Consider the following 16,800-nt stretch of genomic DNA (forward strand, 5'->3'; position numbering starts at 1 on the left):
TAAGCAATTTCAGCTGTCAGTTCACGTCTTGGTTTAGCTGAAGTTGTTCTAGAGGAATTGCAATGTCATATCTGACGCGCCGGCTGATGACATTCCCGCTGATCATGCTGGGCGTTTCCATCTTCGTCTTCGTCGCCATCCGGCTGGTGCCGGGCGATGCGATCACGGCGATGCTCGGAACCAATGCGGGCCTGCTGACGCCGGAGCAGCGAGAGGCTCTAGCCGCCTATTTCGGCATCGACCAGTCCTGGCCGATCCAGTACTGGCACTGGCTGCTCGGTGTATTTCAGGGCAATCTCGGCATATCGGTTACCTATGGCAAGCCGGTGCTCGACATCATCCTGGAACGCTTTCCGCTGACGCTCGAGCTTGCCTTGCTTTCCATGATGATTGCGCTTGCCATCGGCCTGCCGGCGGGAGTCTTCGCCGCTACGCGGAACGAGAAACTGTCCGACCTTGCCGTGCGCATCGTCGCCATGATCGGACAGTCCACGCCGAATTTCGTTCTCGGACTGCTGCTGATCTATGCCTTGTCGGCGGGATTTGGCGTGTTGCCGACCATGGGTGCATTCACACCCCTTTGGGAGAACCCGCTCGAAAATCTCGGCCAGATGATCCTGCCGGCGCTGACGCTCGGTTTTGCCTTTGCCGCTTCCGTGACACGCGTCGTGCGCTCCGCCATGCTCGATGTCCTGAGCGATGATTATGTCCGCACCGCCCGCAGCCGTGGCGTGCCGGCGCGCGGCGTCATCTGGCGGCATGCTTTGCCGAATGCATTGATCCCGGTGGTGACCTTGAGCGGCGTCGAATTTGGCTATCTGCTTGGCGGTGCCGTGTTGGTCGAGCAGATCTATGCCCTCCCCGGGCTGGGGCGCATGGTACTCGATGCCATCCTGCAGCGCGACTATGCGCTGGTGCAGGGCAGCGTGCTGTTCATTGCCTTCAACTTCATGATCGTCAATCTGCTCGTCGATCTCGCCTATGTCGCGCTTGATCCGCGCGTTCGGTTGGGAGAAGGCTGATGCGGATCGTCAAGGCTATTTTCGGGCATATGAGCGGCCGGATCGGCGGCATCATCGTCCTCTTCTATATCCTGCTCGCCATTCTCGGTACGCTCGGCGTCACGCCGCACAATCCCCTGACGCAGAACCGGATTGATCGGCTACATGCGCCGAGCCTCACCTATTGGATGGGCACGGACCTCTTCGGCCGCGACGTGGCGAGCCGTCTGATGCACGGCGTCGGCGAATCCTTCATCGTAGCCTTCTTCTCCGTTGCTTTTGCAACCTTGCTCGGTACGCTGCTTGGCTTGACGGCGGCCTGGTCTGGCAAGCGCTGGGATGGCGTCATCATGCGCGCGATGGATGTGCTTCTAGCCTTCCCGGCGATCCTGCTTGCATTGCTAATCATCGCCATCGTCGGCCCCGGCACCTGGACCAGCGTTGCCGCGATTGCGATCGTCTATACGCCGATTTTTACCCGCGTGGTGCGAGGCCCGGCCCTTTCGCTGAAGGCACGCGATTTCGTCGATGCCGCCCGCACCTTCGGCAGCAGCCGGTCCTACATCCTGACGCGGCATCTCCTGCTCAATCTCGTCGCACCCTTGACTGTGCAGGTAACGCTGGCGCTTGCCTGGTCGTTGCTGACGGAAGCGGGCCTGAGCTTCCTTGGCCTGGGAACGCAGCCGCCGGCCTCGTCATTGGGCTTGATGCTGAGCGACAGCCGCAATCTCATGGAGACGGCACCCTGGCTGCTGATCTTCCCTGGCGTAACCATCATGATCTCTATTCTCGGCTTCAACCTGCTCGGCGATGCCCTGCGCGATATTCTTGATCCGAAGATGCGGAGGGCGACGGTATGACACCGCTTCTTTCTGTCTCTGATCTCAGCGTCGGCTTTGGGCGCAATCCTGAGGCCAATCCCATCGTGCGCGGCGTCAGCTTCGAACTCGAAGCCGGCGAGACGCTGGCAATCGTCGGCGAGAGTGGTTCGGGCAAATCCGTCACGGCGCTTTCGATCAATCGTCTGGTCGATTTCGGCGGCGGTCGCATTACCGGCGGCTCGATCAAGCTTAAGCACGCCGATAACAGCGTTTTGGATCTGACAAAGGCCAGCGAAGCGGAGCTAACGAAGATCCGCGGTGCCGAGATCGGGATGATCTTCCAGGAGCCGATGACCTCCCTCAATCCGGTTCTGACGATTGGGACGCAGATCGAGGAATCCTTCCGGCTGCACCGCGGCCTGACCGGTAAGCAGGCAAAGGCAGCCGCCAAGGATGCCTTGGATCGCGTGCGCATTCCTGATGCCGCGCGCCGTCTGACCTATTGCCCGAACCAGCTTTCCGGCGGCATGTTGCAGCGCGTGATGATCGCAACGGCGCTTGCCTGCAATCCGCGTCTATTGATTGCCGATGAGCCGACGACGGCGCTCGATGTCACCGTGCAGGCGCAGATCATGGCACTTCTTGCCGAATTGAAGCGCGAGACCGGCATGTCGATGATCTTCATCACGCACGATATCGGCCTCGTCGCCGGCATTGCCGACAAGGTGATGGTGATGCAGGCAGGCCAGGCGGTCGAGCAGGGCGAGCTCAATCAGATTCTTGATCATCCCGCGCATCCATACACCCAGCATCTTTTGCACTCGGTGCCGCATTTCGCCTCCGGACAGGCCGCCCGCGCCGATTTCCAACGCGACGATGCTCATTCCGTGCCGGCGCTGAAAGTGGAAGACTTGACCGTCCGTTTTCCGGTCAAGGGCAGTTTCCTGCGTCGACCGACAGGCGCCGTTCATGCCGTAGAAGGCGTTGGTTTCGACCTGATGCCGGGCGAGACGCTGGCGATCGTCGGCGAGAGCGGGTCGGGCAAGTCCACCACTGCCCGCGCGATCCTCGGATTGGTGAAGTCGATCCGCGGCACGTTTACGACCAATGGCGGTAAGGCCGCAGATCGTACGAGCGCGGTGCAGATGGTCTTTCAGAATCCATATGCTTCGCTCAATCCGAGACTGCGCATCGATAGCATCCTTGCCGAACCGGTGATTGCATCGGGTGTGCGCGTTTCGGTGGAGATGCGCGAACGCATGCTGATGCTGCTGAAGCGGGTGGGGTTGCCGGAAAATGCGCTGGAGCGCTATCCGCACGAGTTTTCCGGCGGCCAGCGTCAGCGGCTTTGCATCGCGCGCGCGCTGATGCTGAACCCATCCGTACTCGTGCTCGACGAGGCGGTTTCGGCGCTCGACGTCTCCGTGCAGGCGCAAGTTCTGGAATTGCTGATCGAACTGCAGCGCGAATACGGTCTCGCCTATCTCTTCATCTCGCATGACATGGCTGTCGTGGAGCGGATCGCCCATCGCATCGCGGTGATCTATGCCGGCCAGATCGTCGAGATCGGCGATGCCGCCTCGGTCTTGTCGGAGCCCAAGCATTCCTATACCAGGCGGTTGATCGCGGCGGTTCCGACGGTTGCGCGGCGCAAGGAAAACTTCACGCTCGATACTCGCCAGGTTCCGTCCCTGGTGCGTCCTTTGGGCTTCGAGCCCGCCATTCCCGAGTGGCGTCGCTTTGCGCCGGATCACATCGCGCTGGCGGAAGCTTGAGCGAGGCCGAGGAGAGGCGAGATGGCAAGCAGGGGGATCATGCAGTTTCAAGAGCGTTTTGATCGAGCCTCCGCGCCGATCGAGCAATCGGTTTCGGCGGCGCGCATCCCCGGCGGCGTGCTTGGCATGGTCGATCTCGATGGTATCAGGCAGGTCCGTGCCGTCGGTTCGGCACAGAAGGTGCCTGATATCAGGCCGATGCTGGCCGATACTTGGTTCGATCTTGCCTCGCTCACCAAGGTTATTTTCACCACGCCGCGCATCCTCGCCCTGGCCGAGGCCGGCACGATCGACCTCGACGCACCGTTGACGACACTTCTGCCTGACCTGCGCCAATACAGCGCCGAGGCATGGGAGCGGAAGGTAACGTTCCGCCAATGCCTCGGTCATCAGACACCATTTCCGGCAGTCGAGCCGATCTATACCTATGGCCGCGATCCCGATCTTCTACGCACCTTCATCCTGCAGCGCGAATGGCGCGCCGGCCCGCCGGTCTATTCCGATATCAACTTCATCCTGCTCGGCTTCGCGCTGGAGCGGCTGAACAGAAAGACAATCCGCGCCATGGATCCGGGGCCGGGATTTGCCTTTTCCGCGCCGCCGGAATTGGCCGCCGCAACGGAAGACTGCACCTGGCGCCACCGTGTTCTGTCGGGTGAGGTTCATGACGACAATTGTTCGGCATTGCAGGGAGCCGGCCATGCCGGTCTCTTCGGAACGGCGGACGCGATTCTCGATTTTGCTAAGGGGTTGCTTGACGGTAGCGGCGCGTCGGCGCAGTCAATCGCGCTGATGCGGACACCGCTTTCCGCCACTCGCACCCATGGCTGGGAACGGCCCCATGACGGCTGGCATGGCGGCACTCTCTGCTCGCCCGGCACGATCGGCCATACGGGGTTTACAGGCGTGGCCCTCTGGGTCGATTTCGACCAAGGCAAAGCCTGGACCCTCCTTACGAACCGCATTCATCCGACACGCCACTTCGACAGCGGCATTCTGGCGCTCCGTCAGACCGTCAGCGATCTCGTCAACGCAGCATAGGAGCCTGACCATGGAACCAATCTGGGCAGTCGGTCTGATGACCGGGACCGTCCTCGACGGCAATATCGATGTCGCGATGCTGAAGACGGACGGCGAGCGGATCGAGGAATTTGGCCCCTATGTTCTGGCTCCTTATCCCAGCTGGATTCGGGAGTTGCTGGAAGAGACGCTGCGGCAGGCACGCGCATGGAATTTCGAGGGATCCGAACCGGCGATCTTCAAGGCGGCCGAGGAGGCTTTGACGCGAGCCCAGTCGGAGGCGGTGAGAGAACTGGTTGAAGGAAGCGGCATGACGATGGCCGATATCGGTGTTGTCGGCTTCCACGGCCAGACCGTGCTGCATCGCGCGCCACAGAAGGATCGGCTGGGGCAGACGCGCCAGCTTGGCGATGGCGAGCTGATGCGATCTATTCTCGGCACGAAGGTTGCCTATGACTTCCGCTCGGCCGACATGCGTGCCGGGGGGCAGGGCGCGCCGCTTGCTGCCGCCTACCATACCGCGCTGTTGCGCGGTGCAGGTGCTGCGGGCGAGGTGGCTATTCTCAATCTCGGTGGTGTCGCCAATGTCACCTGGTGGGATGGAGAGGGCAATTTCGTTGCTTTCGATACTGGCCCTGCCAATGCGCCGCTCAATGATTTCATCAAGTCGTGCGGGCTTGGCGAGATGGACCGCGACGGTGCGCTTGGGGCTGCCGGCAAGGTCGATGAGGCCCGGCTCGAGCGGCTGCTGCAGCATCCCTATCTCACGGCGCCCTATCCGAAGTCGCTGGATCGTTTCGATTTCGGTGCCGCCATGGCGGATGGCCTCAGCCCGGAGGATGGTGCCGCAACACTTTCAGCCTTCACCGCAAGCGCCGTCGGCAAGGCGCTGGATCTTTTGCCGCGCAGGCCGAGCAAGGTCGTGGTCAGCGGCGGCGGCCGGCACAATCCGACGATCATGTCGATGCTGAAGAGCCGGGCAGGCGTCGAGCCGATCTTTGCCGAAGACCTCGGCTGGCGCGGCGATGCGGTAGAGGCTGAATGCTTTGCGTTTCTCGCCGTACGCGTTCTGCGTGGCCTGCCGATCAGCTTCCCCGGCACGACGGGCGTGCCTGCACCGATGCGCGGCGGACGCCTCGCGGAGTAACAGCCTTAGCGCTGGCTGTCGCGCGAGAGGTTTTCGCTTTCGTCCATTGATGATATGAAGTGGCCGCGAATTTGCGATCGGTTGGTCTCGGACGGATATCGCTTATATGGCAGGCAGGCAGTATCGGGCAGGCTTCGTTGGCATCATCGTCGCTTTTGCGGTCGCATTTGCCATTAACGGTTCTGCTGTCAGTCCCGCGAGAGCTCAACCGGAATGGAGTGTCGCGCCACTTGTTTGCATTTCCGGACCGCTGACGACGGAGACGGGTCAGACGCTGTGCCTGCGCAAGGACAGCTACAATCGCGATCTCTGCACGGCCATCGAATATTTCGCACATGCCAACCATTTACCACCGGATTATCTGGCACGGTTGGTCTGGCGCGAAAGCCTGTTTCGCTCTGATGCAGTCAGCCCTAAAGGCGCTCGTGGCATCGCGCAATTCATGCCGGGAACAGCCAGGCTGCGTGGCGTGCGTGACAGCTATGATGCGCTCGAAGCGCTCGGCAAGGCGGCCACCTATCTTGATGAATTGCGGGACCGCTTCGGCAATTTGGGATTGGCGGCGGCTGCTTATAATGCCGGCGAGGCTGGGCTTGCCAATTTCCTCAATTCCGGCGGTCTTCCCTATGAGACGCGCAACTATGTGAGCGCGATCACCGCCCACAGCGTTGAGGAGTGGCGCGACGATCCGCCAGATACCGCAGCCCCCGTGCTGGATAAGAGCAAGCCGTTTGTCGATTCCTGCGTCGCGCTTGCGCAGAGCCGGCGGCTGAAGCCCATTCCCTTGGAGCAGGAGCGGCCCTGGGCGCCTTGGGGCGCACAATTGGCCGAGCATTTCCAGGTGGATGCCGCTCGCCGTCTGTTTACCGCAAACATAAGAAAACTGCCGTCACCGCTGAATACGGAGAAGCCGTTGATCGTGCGGCAGCGCAATGCCGACTTCGGCCGCCGTGTCCGTTATGCGGCGCGCATTCCGCGGCAAACGCGGGAGGAAGCGGATGCCGTTTGCACGCAGGTCCGGCAGCAGGGCGGCTCCTGCCTGGTCTTCAAGAACTAGTGCAAGCGCATAGCTCCAGCACGCTTGGTGATTGTTTGATTTTCTGTCGCTTGATTGTGCTTTACTCCCTGATCTCGCAAGCCTATTCCTTGTAGGCCCGACCTTTGGGAGGAAGCCGTTTGGGTAGCCAAAGGAGCGTATGATGGCGCAAAAGCGTGAAGTCCCCGGTATCCGTCCCTATAACAGCCCGGCCGGCGGTTGGGGCGCGCTAAAAGCCACTGCCAAGGCGGTTCGCGACCAGATGGATGTCACCGAGGCGCCCGGTCTTCTCCTGCGCACCAACAAGCCCACGGGCTTCGATTGCCCAGGCTGTGCCTGGCCAGACAAGGAGCATACCTCCACCTTCCAATTCTGCGAAAACGGCGCCAAGGCAGTCACCTGGGAAGCAACAAACAAGCGCGTGACGCCGGAATTCTTTGCCGAGCACACGGTCAGCGAACTTCTGACCTGGAGCGACTATGAGCTGGAAAATTCCGGACGGTTGACGCATCCGATGGTCTACGACCGGGCATCCGACACCTACCGGCCGATTGCCTGGGAAGACGCCTTTGCCCGCATCGGCGAGGTCATGCGCAGCCAGCCCGATCCGGATATGGTCGAGTTCTATACATCCGGCCGTGCTTCCAACGAAGCTGCCTTCCTATTCCAGATCTTCGCCCGTGAATACGGCACCAACAATTTCCCTGATTGCTCGAACATGTGCCACGAGGCGACCAGCGTCGGCCTGCCGCAATCGATCGGCATCGGCAAGGGCACCGTCTCGCTCGATGACTTCGACGAATGCGATCTGATCATCTCCATGGGGCACAATCCCGGCACCAATCACCCGCGCATGATGGGTACGCTGCATGAATGCTCGCGCCGCGGCGTGCCGATCATCGTCTTCAACCCGCTGAAGGAGCGGGCGCTGGAGCGTTTTGCCGATCCGCAGGATCCGATCGAGATGGGAACCTTCAGCTCGACCCGGATCGCCTCGTCCTATTATCAAGTGAAGATCGGCGGCGATGCCGCCGCGCTCAAGGGCATCATGAAAGCGGTTCTGGCGCTGGCTGAAACGTCACCTGATGTTCTCGATCATGCCTTCATCGCTGAACACACCACCGGCTTCGATGCCCTTGTTGCTGATATCAACCAGACGGAGTGGGCCGATATCGAGCGGGTCTCTGGTCTTGCCCGCGCTGATCTGGAGCGGGTAGCAGAGATCTATGCCAAGTCGAAGGCAACTATCGTGGCCTATGGCATGGGCATCACCCAGCATGCCAAGGGCACGGCGAATGTTCAGCAGATCGCCAATCTCTTGCTGCTGCGCGGCAATTTCGGCAAGCCCGGCGCCGGCATCTGCCCGCTGCGCGGTCATTCCAACGTGCAAGGCAATCGTACCGTCGGGATTACCGAAAAACCCACTCCTGCGCTGATCGAAGGCATCGAACGTGCCTTCGGTTTCACCTCGCCGGCTCATCATGGTCACGATGCCGTTGCCGCCATGCAGGCGATGGCGGAGGGACGCTCCAAGGTGCTGCTATGCCTCGGTGGCAATTTCTCGATCGCGCTTCCCGATCCGGAACTTTGCGCGCAGGCAATGCGTAAGCTCGATCTTGCGGTTCATATGAACACCAAGCTCAATCGCTCCAATCTGCTTATTGGCAAGGAATCCTTCTTGTTCCCCGTGCTCGGCCGCACCGAGCAGGACGTTCAGGCGACCGGCGCGCAATCGGTGACGATCGAGGATTCGATGTCGATGGTGCATGCGTCGCGCGGCAGGCTGAAACCGGCCTCCGACCAGCTGCGTTCGGAGCCGGCCATCGTTGCCGCTATGGCGCAGGCCACCCTGCCGACCAGCAAGGTCGCCTGGATGGAGCTCATCACCGACTACGATCTGATCCGCGACAAGATCGAAATCGTCTATCCGGATTTTGCCGATTACAATGAGCGCATCCGCGTGCCGGGCGGCTTTCGCCTACCGATCGGACCGACGGAGCGCGTCTGGAAGACGCCTTCCGGCAAGGCGGAGTTCAAGCTGTTTTCCGGCCTCAATGAGGACATCTCGCTTTCGGACGGGACCATCCTCAAGCTCGCCACCATCCGCAGCCATGATCAGTACAATACGACGATCTATGGCCTCGACGACCGTTATCGCGGCGTCTTCGGCCGCCGTGACGTGCTGTTCATGAACGATAGGGATTTGAAGGCAAAGGGGCTGGAACACGGCGATCTCGTCGAGATCGAGACCGCGCTGCCCTCAGGCGGCAAGCGACTTTTGAAGCTGACGGCGATTTCCTACGATATTTCCGAGGGCTCCGTCGCAGCCTACTATCCCGAGGCAAATTGCCTGATCCCGATCGACTACCAGGATAAGGAAAGCGGCACGCCGTCTTATAAATCCGTTCCGGTGCGGGTCAGCAAGGCGGCTTGATTTTCACACGATCATCCAGCCAACGTTTGTTGCCTTGTTGGCTGGGTAAAGCGTCTACCGCAGCCTTCCTCCCTGCTTGTCGAAATAGCGCCGCCGTTCGGGCGGGCAATACAGATGGAGCGTGTCGCCGCGCTCGATCTCCGGCCCGTCGCGATATTCGGCGATGATCGCCTGGCCGTCCTCTGTCTGGCAGTAGAGATAGCGGGTGCCGCCCAGATATTCGATGACGTCGACCGTGACCTGCAAGGCATCGTCCGCGCCAGACGTGACGATGAGATGTTCGGGGCGCATGCCAAGCAGGATCTTTTCGCCCGCTGATGGCTTAGTCTGTGAGAGGTCGACCTTGATGCTGCCGTTGCCGACGCTCGCTGTCTCATCACCGGACCATGTCACTTCGATCATGTTCATCCTCGGCGAGCCGATGAAGCCGGCGACGAAACTGTTGGCCGGATCTTCATAGACTTCTCGCGGGCTGCCCACCTGCTCGATCCGGCCGTCCCTCAGCACGACGATCCTGTCGGCGAGCGTCATGGCCTCGGTCTGGTCGTGCGTGACATAGATCATCGTATTGCCGAGTTCGCGGTGAAGCCGGGCAATTTCGATGCGCATGGAGACGCGCAGTTCCGCGTCGAGGTTGGAGAGCGGTTCGTCGAAGAGAAAGACATCCGGCTCGCGAACGATAGCGCGGCCGATCGCGACACGCTGGCGCTGGCCGCCGGAAAGCTGTCCCGGCCGGCGGTCGAATAGATGGTCGATCTTGAGGATCGCGGCGGCGGAGCGCACACGTCTTTCGATTTCGGAGGCATCGGTTCGGACCATTTTCAGCCCGAAGCCGAGATTGTCGCGAACGCTCATATGCGGATAGAGCGCATAGGACTGGAACACCATGGCAATGCCGCGCTCTGATGGGTCGAGATCAGTGACGTCTCGCCCCTTGATGGCAATCTCGCCGTCGGTGACTTCCTCCAGCCCGGCAATCATCCGCAGCAGCGTCGACTTGCCGCAGCCGGACGGGCCGACGAAGACGACAAAGGCGCCTTCGGGTATGTCAAGATCGATGCCATGGATGACCTCAAGCCCGCCGAAACTCTTGCGGACGCCGGTCAGGCGCATTCCCTTCTTCGTCATCTCAGGCTCCGCGCTGCAGCTGATCGGCGCGGATCCAGACCAGCATCTCGCCGGGATCGCGATTGTCCCAGAGATGATAGGGCACGAAACGCGCGGTGGAGGCAGCCCTTTTCGGGGGTGTCGTCCGGTAGAGGTCGGAACCCCAGTTCGCCTCATCGCGCGTGACCGAAACATCGAGCGCCACCGCACCCTCCAGTGCGGCAATTTCCGTCGTCTTGGCGGAGGCCGGATCGCTGGAAAGCGAAATGCCGTTGAGGTCATGACCATTGTCGGTGGTTTCGACGCAATAGACGAGCGGGCCGCGCATCAGGGCCGCGCGCCCGGCATCCTGGCGGACTTTCGGATTGGCAAACAGCGTGCGCGGGATCAGCGGAAGGGTCAGGTCGACGCTGTCGCCCGCCTGCCACTCGCGCTCGATGCGAGCATAGCCATCAACGGTGACCGTTGCGGGATCGACCGGTGCGCCATTGACTGCGAGCGTCGCGCCCTCGGCCCATTCGGGAATGCGCAATGAAATGGCAAATCTAGCCGAGCGATCCGGATCGACCTCGAAGTGAATCGCGCCGTCCCACGGATAGCGCGTCTCTTGGGAAAGCTGCACGGTCAGACCACCGGCGAGAGGGACGCGGGCTTTGCTCTCGCCGTAGAGATGAACGGCGATCTCGTTGTCGGCTGCGGCATACATATAGGAGCCGACGGAGGCGAGCAGACGCGCGATATTGGGCGGGCAGCAGGGGCAATGATGCCAGGTCCAGCGATGATGCTTGCCGGCGCTTTCCAGAGGGTTTTCGTAGAAGAAGGTTTTGCCGTCCTGTGACAGGCCTGCCATCGCGCCGTTATAGAGCGCCACTTCCATGATGTCGGCATAGCGGCGGTTCGGTCCGCGCCCGAGCATGCGGTTGGCCCAGAAGACCAGGCCGACGGAAGCGCAGGTCTCGGCATAGGCGCTTTCGTTCGGCAGGTCGTAATAGTCGGTAAAGCCCTCATTGGAGGCAGCCGGCCCGATGCCGCCGGTCACATACATCTGCTTGGTCGTCAGGTCGTCCCAGAGCGTCTCAAGGGCCGAGGTCAGCGTATCGTCGTTATATTCGGTGGCGATATCGGCCATGCCCGAATAGAGGTACATCGCGCGCACCGCATGGCCGACGACTTTGGTCTGTTGGCGTACCGGCAGATGCGACTGACTGTATTCGTAGGTCTTCTGTACGAAATTCTTCGGATCGCGGCCGTCGCGAAGCGCTTCCTCGGTGAAGAAATGCGGTTCCTGGCCGCGCTCGTCGATGAAGTATTTGGCGAGATCGAGATATTTCTTCTCGCCGGTGACGCGGCCGAGCTTGACGAGGGCGAGTTCCACCTCTTCGTGACCGCAATAGCCGCGCAGCTGACCTTCGCCATGGCCGAAGACGGTGATCATGTAATCGGCAAAGCGGCTCATGATATCGAGCAGCTTGCGCTTGCCCGTTGCCTGGTAATAGGCGACGGCCGCCTCGATCAGATGGCCTGCGCAATAAAGTTCGTGATGATCGCGCAGGTTAGTCCAGCGCCGGCCGGGCTGAACGCGCTGGAACCAGGCGTTCAGATAGCCGTCTTCCTGCTGCAGCTTCTCATACATGTCGATGATGGCGTCCGCACGCGCCTCCAATTCGGCATTGGGACGGCGATAGAGGGAATAGGCGATGGTTTCGATCGACTTGCCGAGATCGCTGTCCCAGAACATCTGTGTCGAGCCCGACCAGGTCTGCAGGGGGATAACGATGCCGGGGCTTGGCTGGCTGACGTCGATCGCCTGGATCATGCCAGCTTCGACGCAGCGGTCGAGCAGGGTTGCCGCGGTGGAATTGCAGATGGCATCCTGGCGGGCGCCGAAGAGGCCAGCCAGTTCGACATTCGGAACGGGCAGGGGGCGAAACTGGCGGTTTTGCTTGTCAGACATGGCTTTGATCCTTGCTTAAAAGGTTATTTCACCGCGCCGGCCATCAGCCCGCGCATGTAGTAGCGTTGCAGAAGCAGAAAGACGATGACGCAGGGGATGGTCATGACGGCGATGCCGGCCTGGACCGCGCCCCAGTTGACGGCGCCAAGGCGGCCGGTCCTGACGGCGATCATCAGCACCGGCAGGGTGAATTTCTCGTTGCTCGACAGGAGCACCAATGCGGCCAGGAACTCGTTCCAGGCATTGAGGAAGGCGAAGATCGCGACGGTTGCGACACCCGGCAGCACCAATGGGAAGAGAACGCGGAAGAGAAGCTTCAGATCGCGCGCACCATCGATGCGCGCCGCCTCCTCGATTTCCTTCGGCACCGCGTCGAAGGCATTGCGCATCATGAAGACCGAGAAGGGAAGCTGCAGCGTCACGTAGACGAGGGTCAGCCCGATCAGCGAATTGTTGAGGCCGAGCCTTGCCAGGATAATGAAGAGCGGTGTCAGGATCGACTGGAAGGGGATCATCAGCGTCGCGATGATCAGGATGAAGAGCGCGCCCTTGAAGGGAAAATGATAACGCGAGAAGCCGTAGCCGGCGAGCAGGCTGACGATGACGGTCAAAAGAACTGTGGCGACCGAGACGAAGAGCGAGTTCAGCGTATGCTGGATGACCCCGGCGCCGAAGCCATTGAGCGAACGGTATGCATCGAAGCTGAAGCCGGTTGTCGGCCATGGCGGCAGCGGCGGCAGGCTCGCCTCGGTTCCATGCCGGAACGACGACAGCAGCGCGATCGCGAACGGCGCGAAGAAAAAGATGACGATGACGACGCCGATGCCGTGATAGCCGATGCCATCTAAGAGCTTGCGCCGCGCGCGGCGTTCCTTTGCCGCAGTCACGGTTTGGGTCATGGCTTGTCCTCCCCGACACGCAGCAGCCAGAGCTGGACGATGCTGATCAGCACCAGGATGACGAGGAGGGCGATCGAGAGCGCCGCACCATAGCCGAGGTTGAAGGACACGAAGGACTGGTTGAAGATGTAATAGACCACCGAAATCATGCGGTTCTGCGGGCCGCCTGATGTCATGATGTAGAACTGGTCGAAGGCGAGCACCGAGCCGGTGATGGAGATGATCAGCGCAAGCGCAATCGTGCGGCGCATCAGCGGCAGGGTCAGATGCCGAAAGCGCTGCCAGCGCTTCGCACCGTCGATGCGGGCGGCCTCGGTCAGTTCTGAGGGGATCGCCTGCAGGCCTGTCAGCAGGATGATCATGGTGAAGCCGGCGATCTTCCAGACCACCATGACGATGATCGTTGCGAAGGCCATGTCGAAATCGGCAAGCAGGTTCGGCCTTTTGTCGACGAGGCCGAGCGCCAGCGCGACCGGTGCGAAGAAGCCGGCGTCGACATTGGCGAGCCAGACCCAGAGCAGCGACGCCGTTGCAAGTCCGACGACGACGGGAAGGAAGATGATCGTGCGGTAGAAGCCGACGAACGGCCGGTGCTTTTCGACGAAGAAGGCGAGCGGGAAGGCGACTGCGAAGATCGCGATGGTGACGATGACGGTGTAATAGGCGGTGAAGCGTAAAGCCGCCATGAAGCGCACGTCCGAGACCATGCGGATATAGTTTCCGAAGCCTATCCAGCGGGGATTGCCGAGCAATGGCCAGTTGTGGAAGCTCATCCAGAAGGTAAAGACCACGGGTAGCACGAAGAAGACGATCACGAGCGCCATGGCCGGCGCGATATAGACAAACCCGTGCCAACTGGCACGTCGTCGCCGCTTTCGGGGACGTGCGGTTGCGATAGCTCCAGGGCCAGCCATGGAATGCTCCCGATATTACGATGGAGGAACCGGGGAGCCCAAAGCTCCCCGGCGCGGGTGAGCTTACTATTGTTGGGCGTTGTCGATGATCGACTGCATCTCCGACTGGGCATTGGAGAACGCGCCATCGACGTCGCTTCCGAAGATGGCTGCGTTGGTGAAACCTGCCCAGGGACCGTTGGCGCTGTTGATCAGGTCGTTGAACTGCAGCGTATAGGGCGTCTTGGCGACGGCGATCGCCTTCAGCCCGACCTGCATGCGCGGATCGAGGCCCTGAAGCACCTGGTCGGCGATATCGCCGCGCGTCGGCAGGCTGCCGTACTTCGCCATGATCTTCTGTCCGTCGAGCGAATAGGTATATTCGAGGAACTTCTTCACCGCATCGAGCTTCTTCGTGCCCTTGGAGATGACGAAATTGTCGCCGCCGGCAAAGGAAGACGGCTTGCCATCGGCGCCCGGGATCAGCGTCACGCCGAAATGGATATCGGGATATTGCGTGATCAGCGTACCGATCGAAAAGGCGCCGATGCTCTGCTGGCCGATCTTGCCGTTGCTGATGCTGAGGAAGTTGGCGCCGGTGTCGCTTGCGGCTCCCGCCGGCACCAGATCCTTCTTCACCAAATTGCGGTAGATGTCGACCGCCTTGCGCATCTGCGGCGTGTCGAGCGTCGCTTTCTTGCCGTCTTCCGAGAGAATGTCGGCGCCCGCACCCCAGACGAGCGGCGTGAAGGTGAAGATCATGCAGCCGCCGCAACCGCCACCGGAGAAATAGAACCCATAGGTATCGCCGCCGAGTGCGCGGATCTTTTCGGCGTTGCTCGTAATCTCCTCCCATGTGGTCGGCGCCTTTTCAGGGTCGAGGCCGGCCTTTTTGTAGAGATCCTTGTTCCAAGCAAAGACCGAGGTCTCGACGGAGAGAGGCAAGCCATAGATGTGACCGTCATAAGTGCCGAGCTTCACGTGTGAGGGCGACAGGGAATTGAAATAGGGCAGGCTCTTTGCCCAGTCCGTCAGGTCTTCAAGCTGGCCGGCGGCGGCAAAAGCCGGTGTATAGATGAGGTCCATCGACAGGGCGTCCGGTGCCTGACCGCCGGCAATGGCCGTCGCATATTTCTGCACGAGTTCGGCAAAAGGCACTTCGGTCAGCGTGACCTTGTCCTCATGGCCGGCATTATAAGCCTCGACGACCTTCTTGAAGGAATCGCCGATGCCGCTTCGAACCCACATGGAGATGTTTTCGGCGGATGCGGCGGATGCAAGGCACAAGGATATAAGGCCGGTTGCGGCCAGAAATCGCTTCATCATGTTCTCCTCCCATGGGGCTACTCCCGTCAGCCCCTTTTCCTTTGATCAACGACCGGGGCTTCCCCCGCATGATTGCCGAACGATAAGCTCGCAGGGCAAAGTTCTGATGCCGGGTTCGACGCTGCGTCCTTCCGCAAGCGCGAGAACCGTCAGCCCGGCCTCGCGGCCAAGCGCCTTGAGATTCATATCGACCGTCGTCAGCGGCGGCCGGGTCTGGGCGGCGACGATCTCCCAATTGTCGAAACCGACCACCGAGACATCCTCCGGCACCCGCACGCCACGCTCGCGCAGCGCATCGACGACGGCGCGGGCGATCTGGTCGTTGCCGCAGAAGATTGCGTCCGGCTTTGCTCCGGCCGCGCTCCAGAGCTGTGCGACGGCCTCGTGTCCCCAGGCCTCGGACCACATGCCGTACATGACCGGCAGTTCGTCTCCGGCGAGGTCGCGATAGGCCTTGGCGCGCTCACGCACTGAAACGAAGCTTTCAGGACCGGTCACATGGGCAATCCGGCGTCGGCCAAGCCCCTGCAACCATTCGACAGCAAGGGCAGCCCCCTGATAGTCGTCCGCGCAGAAGGTGACGCTTCCCGGTGCGCCCTCGGTGAATGCATAGATGACCGGGATCGGCAGATTGGACAGATCTACCGGCAGGCGGCGGTCGATCCGCTTTCCCGAGGCGATGATACCATCCACATGCTTGTCCAACATGGCGTCCACATGAACCTTTCCAAGTGCCGGGTCGTCCTCGATCGTGCAGAGGAAGACCGACACGCCGTGATCGACGAGTGCCTCCGTGATACCGGCCATGACGGGCAGCGTGAAGCGACCATATGTATCGTTGGTCAGAAGACCGATCGTGAAGGTGCGATTGCTGAGCAAACCCTTGGCCAAGGCATTCGGACGGAAGCCGATATCGGCGGCGGCGCGCTTGACCCTTTCGCGGGTCTCGTCGCCCATGCGGCCGGTATTGTTCAAGGCCTTGGATGCCGTTGAAATGCTCACGCCCGCAGCCGCCGCAACGTCATGGATCGTTGCGCGTCCGCTTTTCGCACGCTGATTTTCCAGATGTCTTCTCCCAGTCAGTTTTTATGAGAAAAGCTTTTCTCAGTGCAAGAGTCAACTAGAGAAAAGCTTTTCTCAAAAATTTCTCCATTGACCATTGAAGAGAATGAGGCGGCGAAATGCAGGGCGCGGTCTTTCATCACCCGCCCTCGTGGTTCGAGGCTCCGGCCCTTCGACAAGCTCAGGAGCCTGCGCACCTCACCATGAGGTCTAACCTTCTGCGCAAGACCGCACACAGAGTTGGCTTGCTACCGCGGGAACCGGTGTTATGTGGAGATGTGCGCTCCATCCTCACCCTGAGGTGCGAAGCCTCGAAGGGCGAGGA

The 16,800-nt window shown here is 60.9% G+C and carries 13 protein-coding genes; 7 read left to right on the forward strand and 6 right to left on the reverse strand.

Translation table 11 applies throughout. The annotated features are described in order from the left end of the window. Nucleotides 1-62 precede the first annotated feature (62 nt). The 7 genes from AC13RM_RS15080 (at nt 63) to AC13RM_RS15110 (ending at nt 9,234) form a co-directional block, all read left to right on the forward strand. The gene (locus tag AC13RM_RS15080) at nt 63-1,022 is read left to right on the forward strand and encodes an ABC transporter permease (RefSeq protein ID WP_374819316.1); all 960 of its coding nucleotides are present in this window, start codon (nt 63-65) and stop codon (nt 1,020-1,022) included. Further along, entirely contained in the window at nt 1,022-1,861 is an 840-nt protein-coding gene (locus AC13RM_RS15085; protein ID WP_374819318.1) for an ABC transporter permease, read from the forward strand. The genes AC13RM_RS15080 and AC13RM_RS15085 overlap by 1 nt, the downstream gene beginning before the upstream one ends. Then, a complete protein-coding gene (locus tag AC13RM_RS15090) occupies nt 1,858-3,597 on the forward strand; it encodes an ABC transporter ATP-binding protein (protein WP_374819320.1) in 1,740 nt (579 codons plus the stop codon). The genes AC13RM_RS15085 and AC13RM_RS15090 overlap by 4 nt, the downstream gene beginning before the upstream one ends. 21 nt (nt 3,598-3,618) lie before the next feature. Next, complete coding sequence (locus AC13RM_RS15095; protein WP_374819322.1) at nt 3,619-4,638, forward strand: serine hydrolase domain-containing protein; 1,020 nt, start codon at nt 3,619-3,621, stop codon at nt 4,636-4,638. A gap of 10 nt (nt 4,639-4,648) precedes the next feature. Next, complete coding sequence (locus AC13RM_RS15100) at nt 4,649-5,764, forward strand: anhydro-N-acetylmuramic acid kinase (protein ID WP_374819324.1); 1,116 nt, start codon at nt 4,649-4,651, stop codon at nt 5,762-5,764. A gap of 106 nt (nt 5,765-5,870) precedes the next feature. Beyond that, nucleotides 5,871-6,821 (forward strand): lytic transglycosylase domain-containing protein, encoded by a 951-nt coding sequence (locus AC13RM_RS15105; protein ID WP_374819326.1) that lies wholly within the window; start codon nt 5,871-5,873, stop codon nt 6,819-6,821. Nucleotides 6,822-6,963: 142 nt separating this feature from the next. Continuing rightward, a complete protein-coding gene (locus AC13RM_RS15110) occupies nt 6,964-9,234 on the forward strand; it encodes an FdhF/YdeP family oxidoreductase (protein ID WP_488555233.1) in 2,271 nt (756 codons plus the stop codon). A 54-nt stretch (nt 9,235-9,288) separates the two neighbouring features. On the opposite strand, the gene AC13RM_RS15115 is transcribed toward AC13RM_RS15110, so the two are convergent. The 6 genes from AC13RM_RS15115 to AC13RM_RS15140 all read right to left on the reverse strand — a co-directional run bounded on the left by AC13RM_RS15115 (nt 9,289) and on the right by AC13RM_RS15140 (nt 16,415). Beyond that, nucleotides 9,289-10,362 carry an ABC transporter ATP-binding protein gene (locus AC13RM_RS15115; RefSeq protein WP_374819330.1) on the reverse strand — a complete coding sequence of 358 codons (1,074 nt, stop codon included), beginning with the start codon at nt 10,360-10,362 and terminating at the stop codon, nt 9,289-9,291. 1 nt (nt 10,363) lies between these two features. Then, on the reverse strand, nt 10,364-12,295 hold the full coding sequence (locus AC13RM_RS15120) for a glycoside hydrolase family 127 protein (protein WP_374819332.1): 1,932 nt from the start codon (nt 12,293-12,295) through the stop codon (nt 10,364-10,366). 23 nt (nt 12,296-12,318) lie between these two features. Continuing rightward, nucleotides 12,319-13,194, reverse strand: coding sequence for a carbohydrate ABC transporter permease (locus AC13RM_RS15125; RefSeq protein ID WP_374819334.1), 876 nt, complete (start codon nt 13,192-13,194; stop codon nt 12,319-12,321). Further along, nucleotides 13,191-14,108, reverse strand: coding sequence for a carbohydrate ABC transporter permease (locus tag AC13RM_RS15130; protein ID WP_374819336.1), 918 nt, complete (start codon nt 14,106-14,108; stop codon nt 13,191-13,193). The genes AC13RM_RS15125 and AC13RM_RS15130 overlap by 4 nt, the downstream gene beginning before the upstream one ends. Nucleotides 14,109-14,174: 66 nt before the next feature. Continuing rightward, the gene (locus AC13RM_RS15135; protein ID WP_285203239.1) at nt 14,175-15,413 is read right to left on the reverse strand and encodes an ABC transporter substrate-binding protein; all 1,239 of its coding nucleotides are present in this window, start codon (nt 15,411-15,413) and stop codon (nt 14,175-14,177) included. Between the two features lie 45 nt (nt 15,414-15,458). Further along, entirely contained in the window at nt 15,459-16,415 is a 957-nt protein-coding gene (locus AC13RM_RS15140; RefSeq protein ID WP_488555234.1) for a LacI family DNA-binding transcriptional regulator, read from the reverse strand. Nucleotides 16,416-16,800 lie beyond the last annotated feature (385 nt).

This window comes from Martinezella sp. CNPSo 3732, assembly GCF_057784515.1.

Excerpts from the sequence above, each read along its gene's own strand:
- AC13RM_RS15080 (WP_374819316.1), top strand. The coding sequence starts at position 63 with ATGTCATATCTGACGCGCCGGCTGATGACATTCCCGCTGATCATGCTG.
- AC13RM_RS15125 (WP_374819334.1), bottom strand. The coding sequence starts at position 13,194 with ATGACCCAAACCGTGACTGCGGCAAAGGAACGCCGCGCGCGGCGCAAG.
- AC13RM_RS15115 (WP_374819330.1), bottom strand. The coding sequence starts at position 10,362 with ATGACGAAGAAGGGAATGCGCCTGACCGGCGTCCGCAAGAGTTTCGGC.
- AC13RM_RS15110 (WP_488555233.1), top strand. The coding sequence starts at position 6,964 with ATGGCGCAAAAGCGTGAAGTCCCCGGTATCCGTCCCTATAACAGCCCG.
- AC13RM_RS15135 (WP_285203239.1), bottom strand. The coding sequence starts at position 15,413 with ATGATGAAGCGATTTCTGGCCGCAACCGGCCTTATATCCTTGTGCCTT.
- AC13RM_RS15090 (WP_374819320.1), top strand. The coding sequence starts at position 1,858 with ATGACACCGCTTCTTTCTGTCTCTGATCTCAGCGTCGGCTTTGGGCGC.
- AC13RM_RS15095 (WP_374819322.1), top strand. The coding sequence starts at position 3,619 with ATGGCAAGCAGGGGGATCATGCAGTTTCAAGAGCGTTTTGATCGAGCC.
- AC13RM_RS15120 (WP_374819332.1), bottom strand. The coding sequence starts at position 12,295 with ATGTCTGACAAGCAAAACCGCCAGTTTCGCCCCCTGCCCGTTCCGAAT.
- AC13RM_RS15130 (WP_374819336.1), bottom strand. The coding sequence starts at position 14,108 with ATGGCTGGCCCTGGAGCTATCGCAACCGCACGTCCCCGAAAGCGGCGA.
- AC13RM_RS15105 (WP_374819326.1), top strand. The coding sequence starts at position 5,871 with ATGGCAGGCAGGCAGTATCGGGCAGGCTTCGTTGGCATCATCGTCGCT.
- AC13RM_RS15100 (WP_374819324.1), top strand. The coding sequence starts at position 4,649 with ATGGAACCAATCTGGGCAGTCGGTCTGATGACCGGGACCGTCCTCGAC.
- AC13RM_RS15085 (WP_374819318.1), top strand. The coding sequence starts at position 1,022 with ATGCGGATCGTCAAGGCTATTTTCGGGCATATGAGCGGCCGGATCGGC.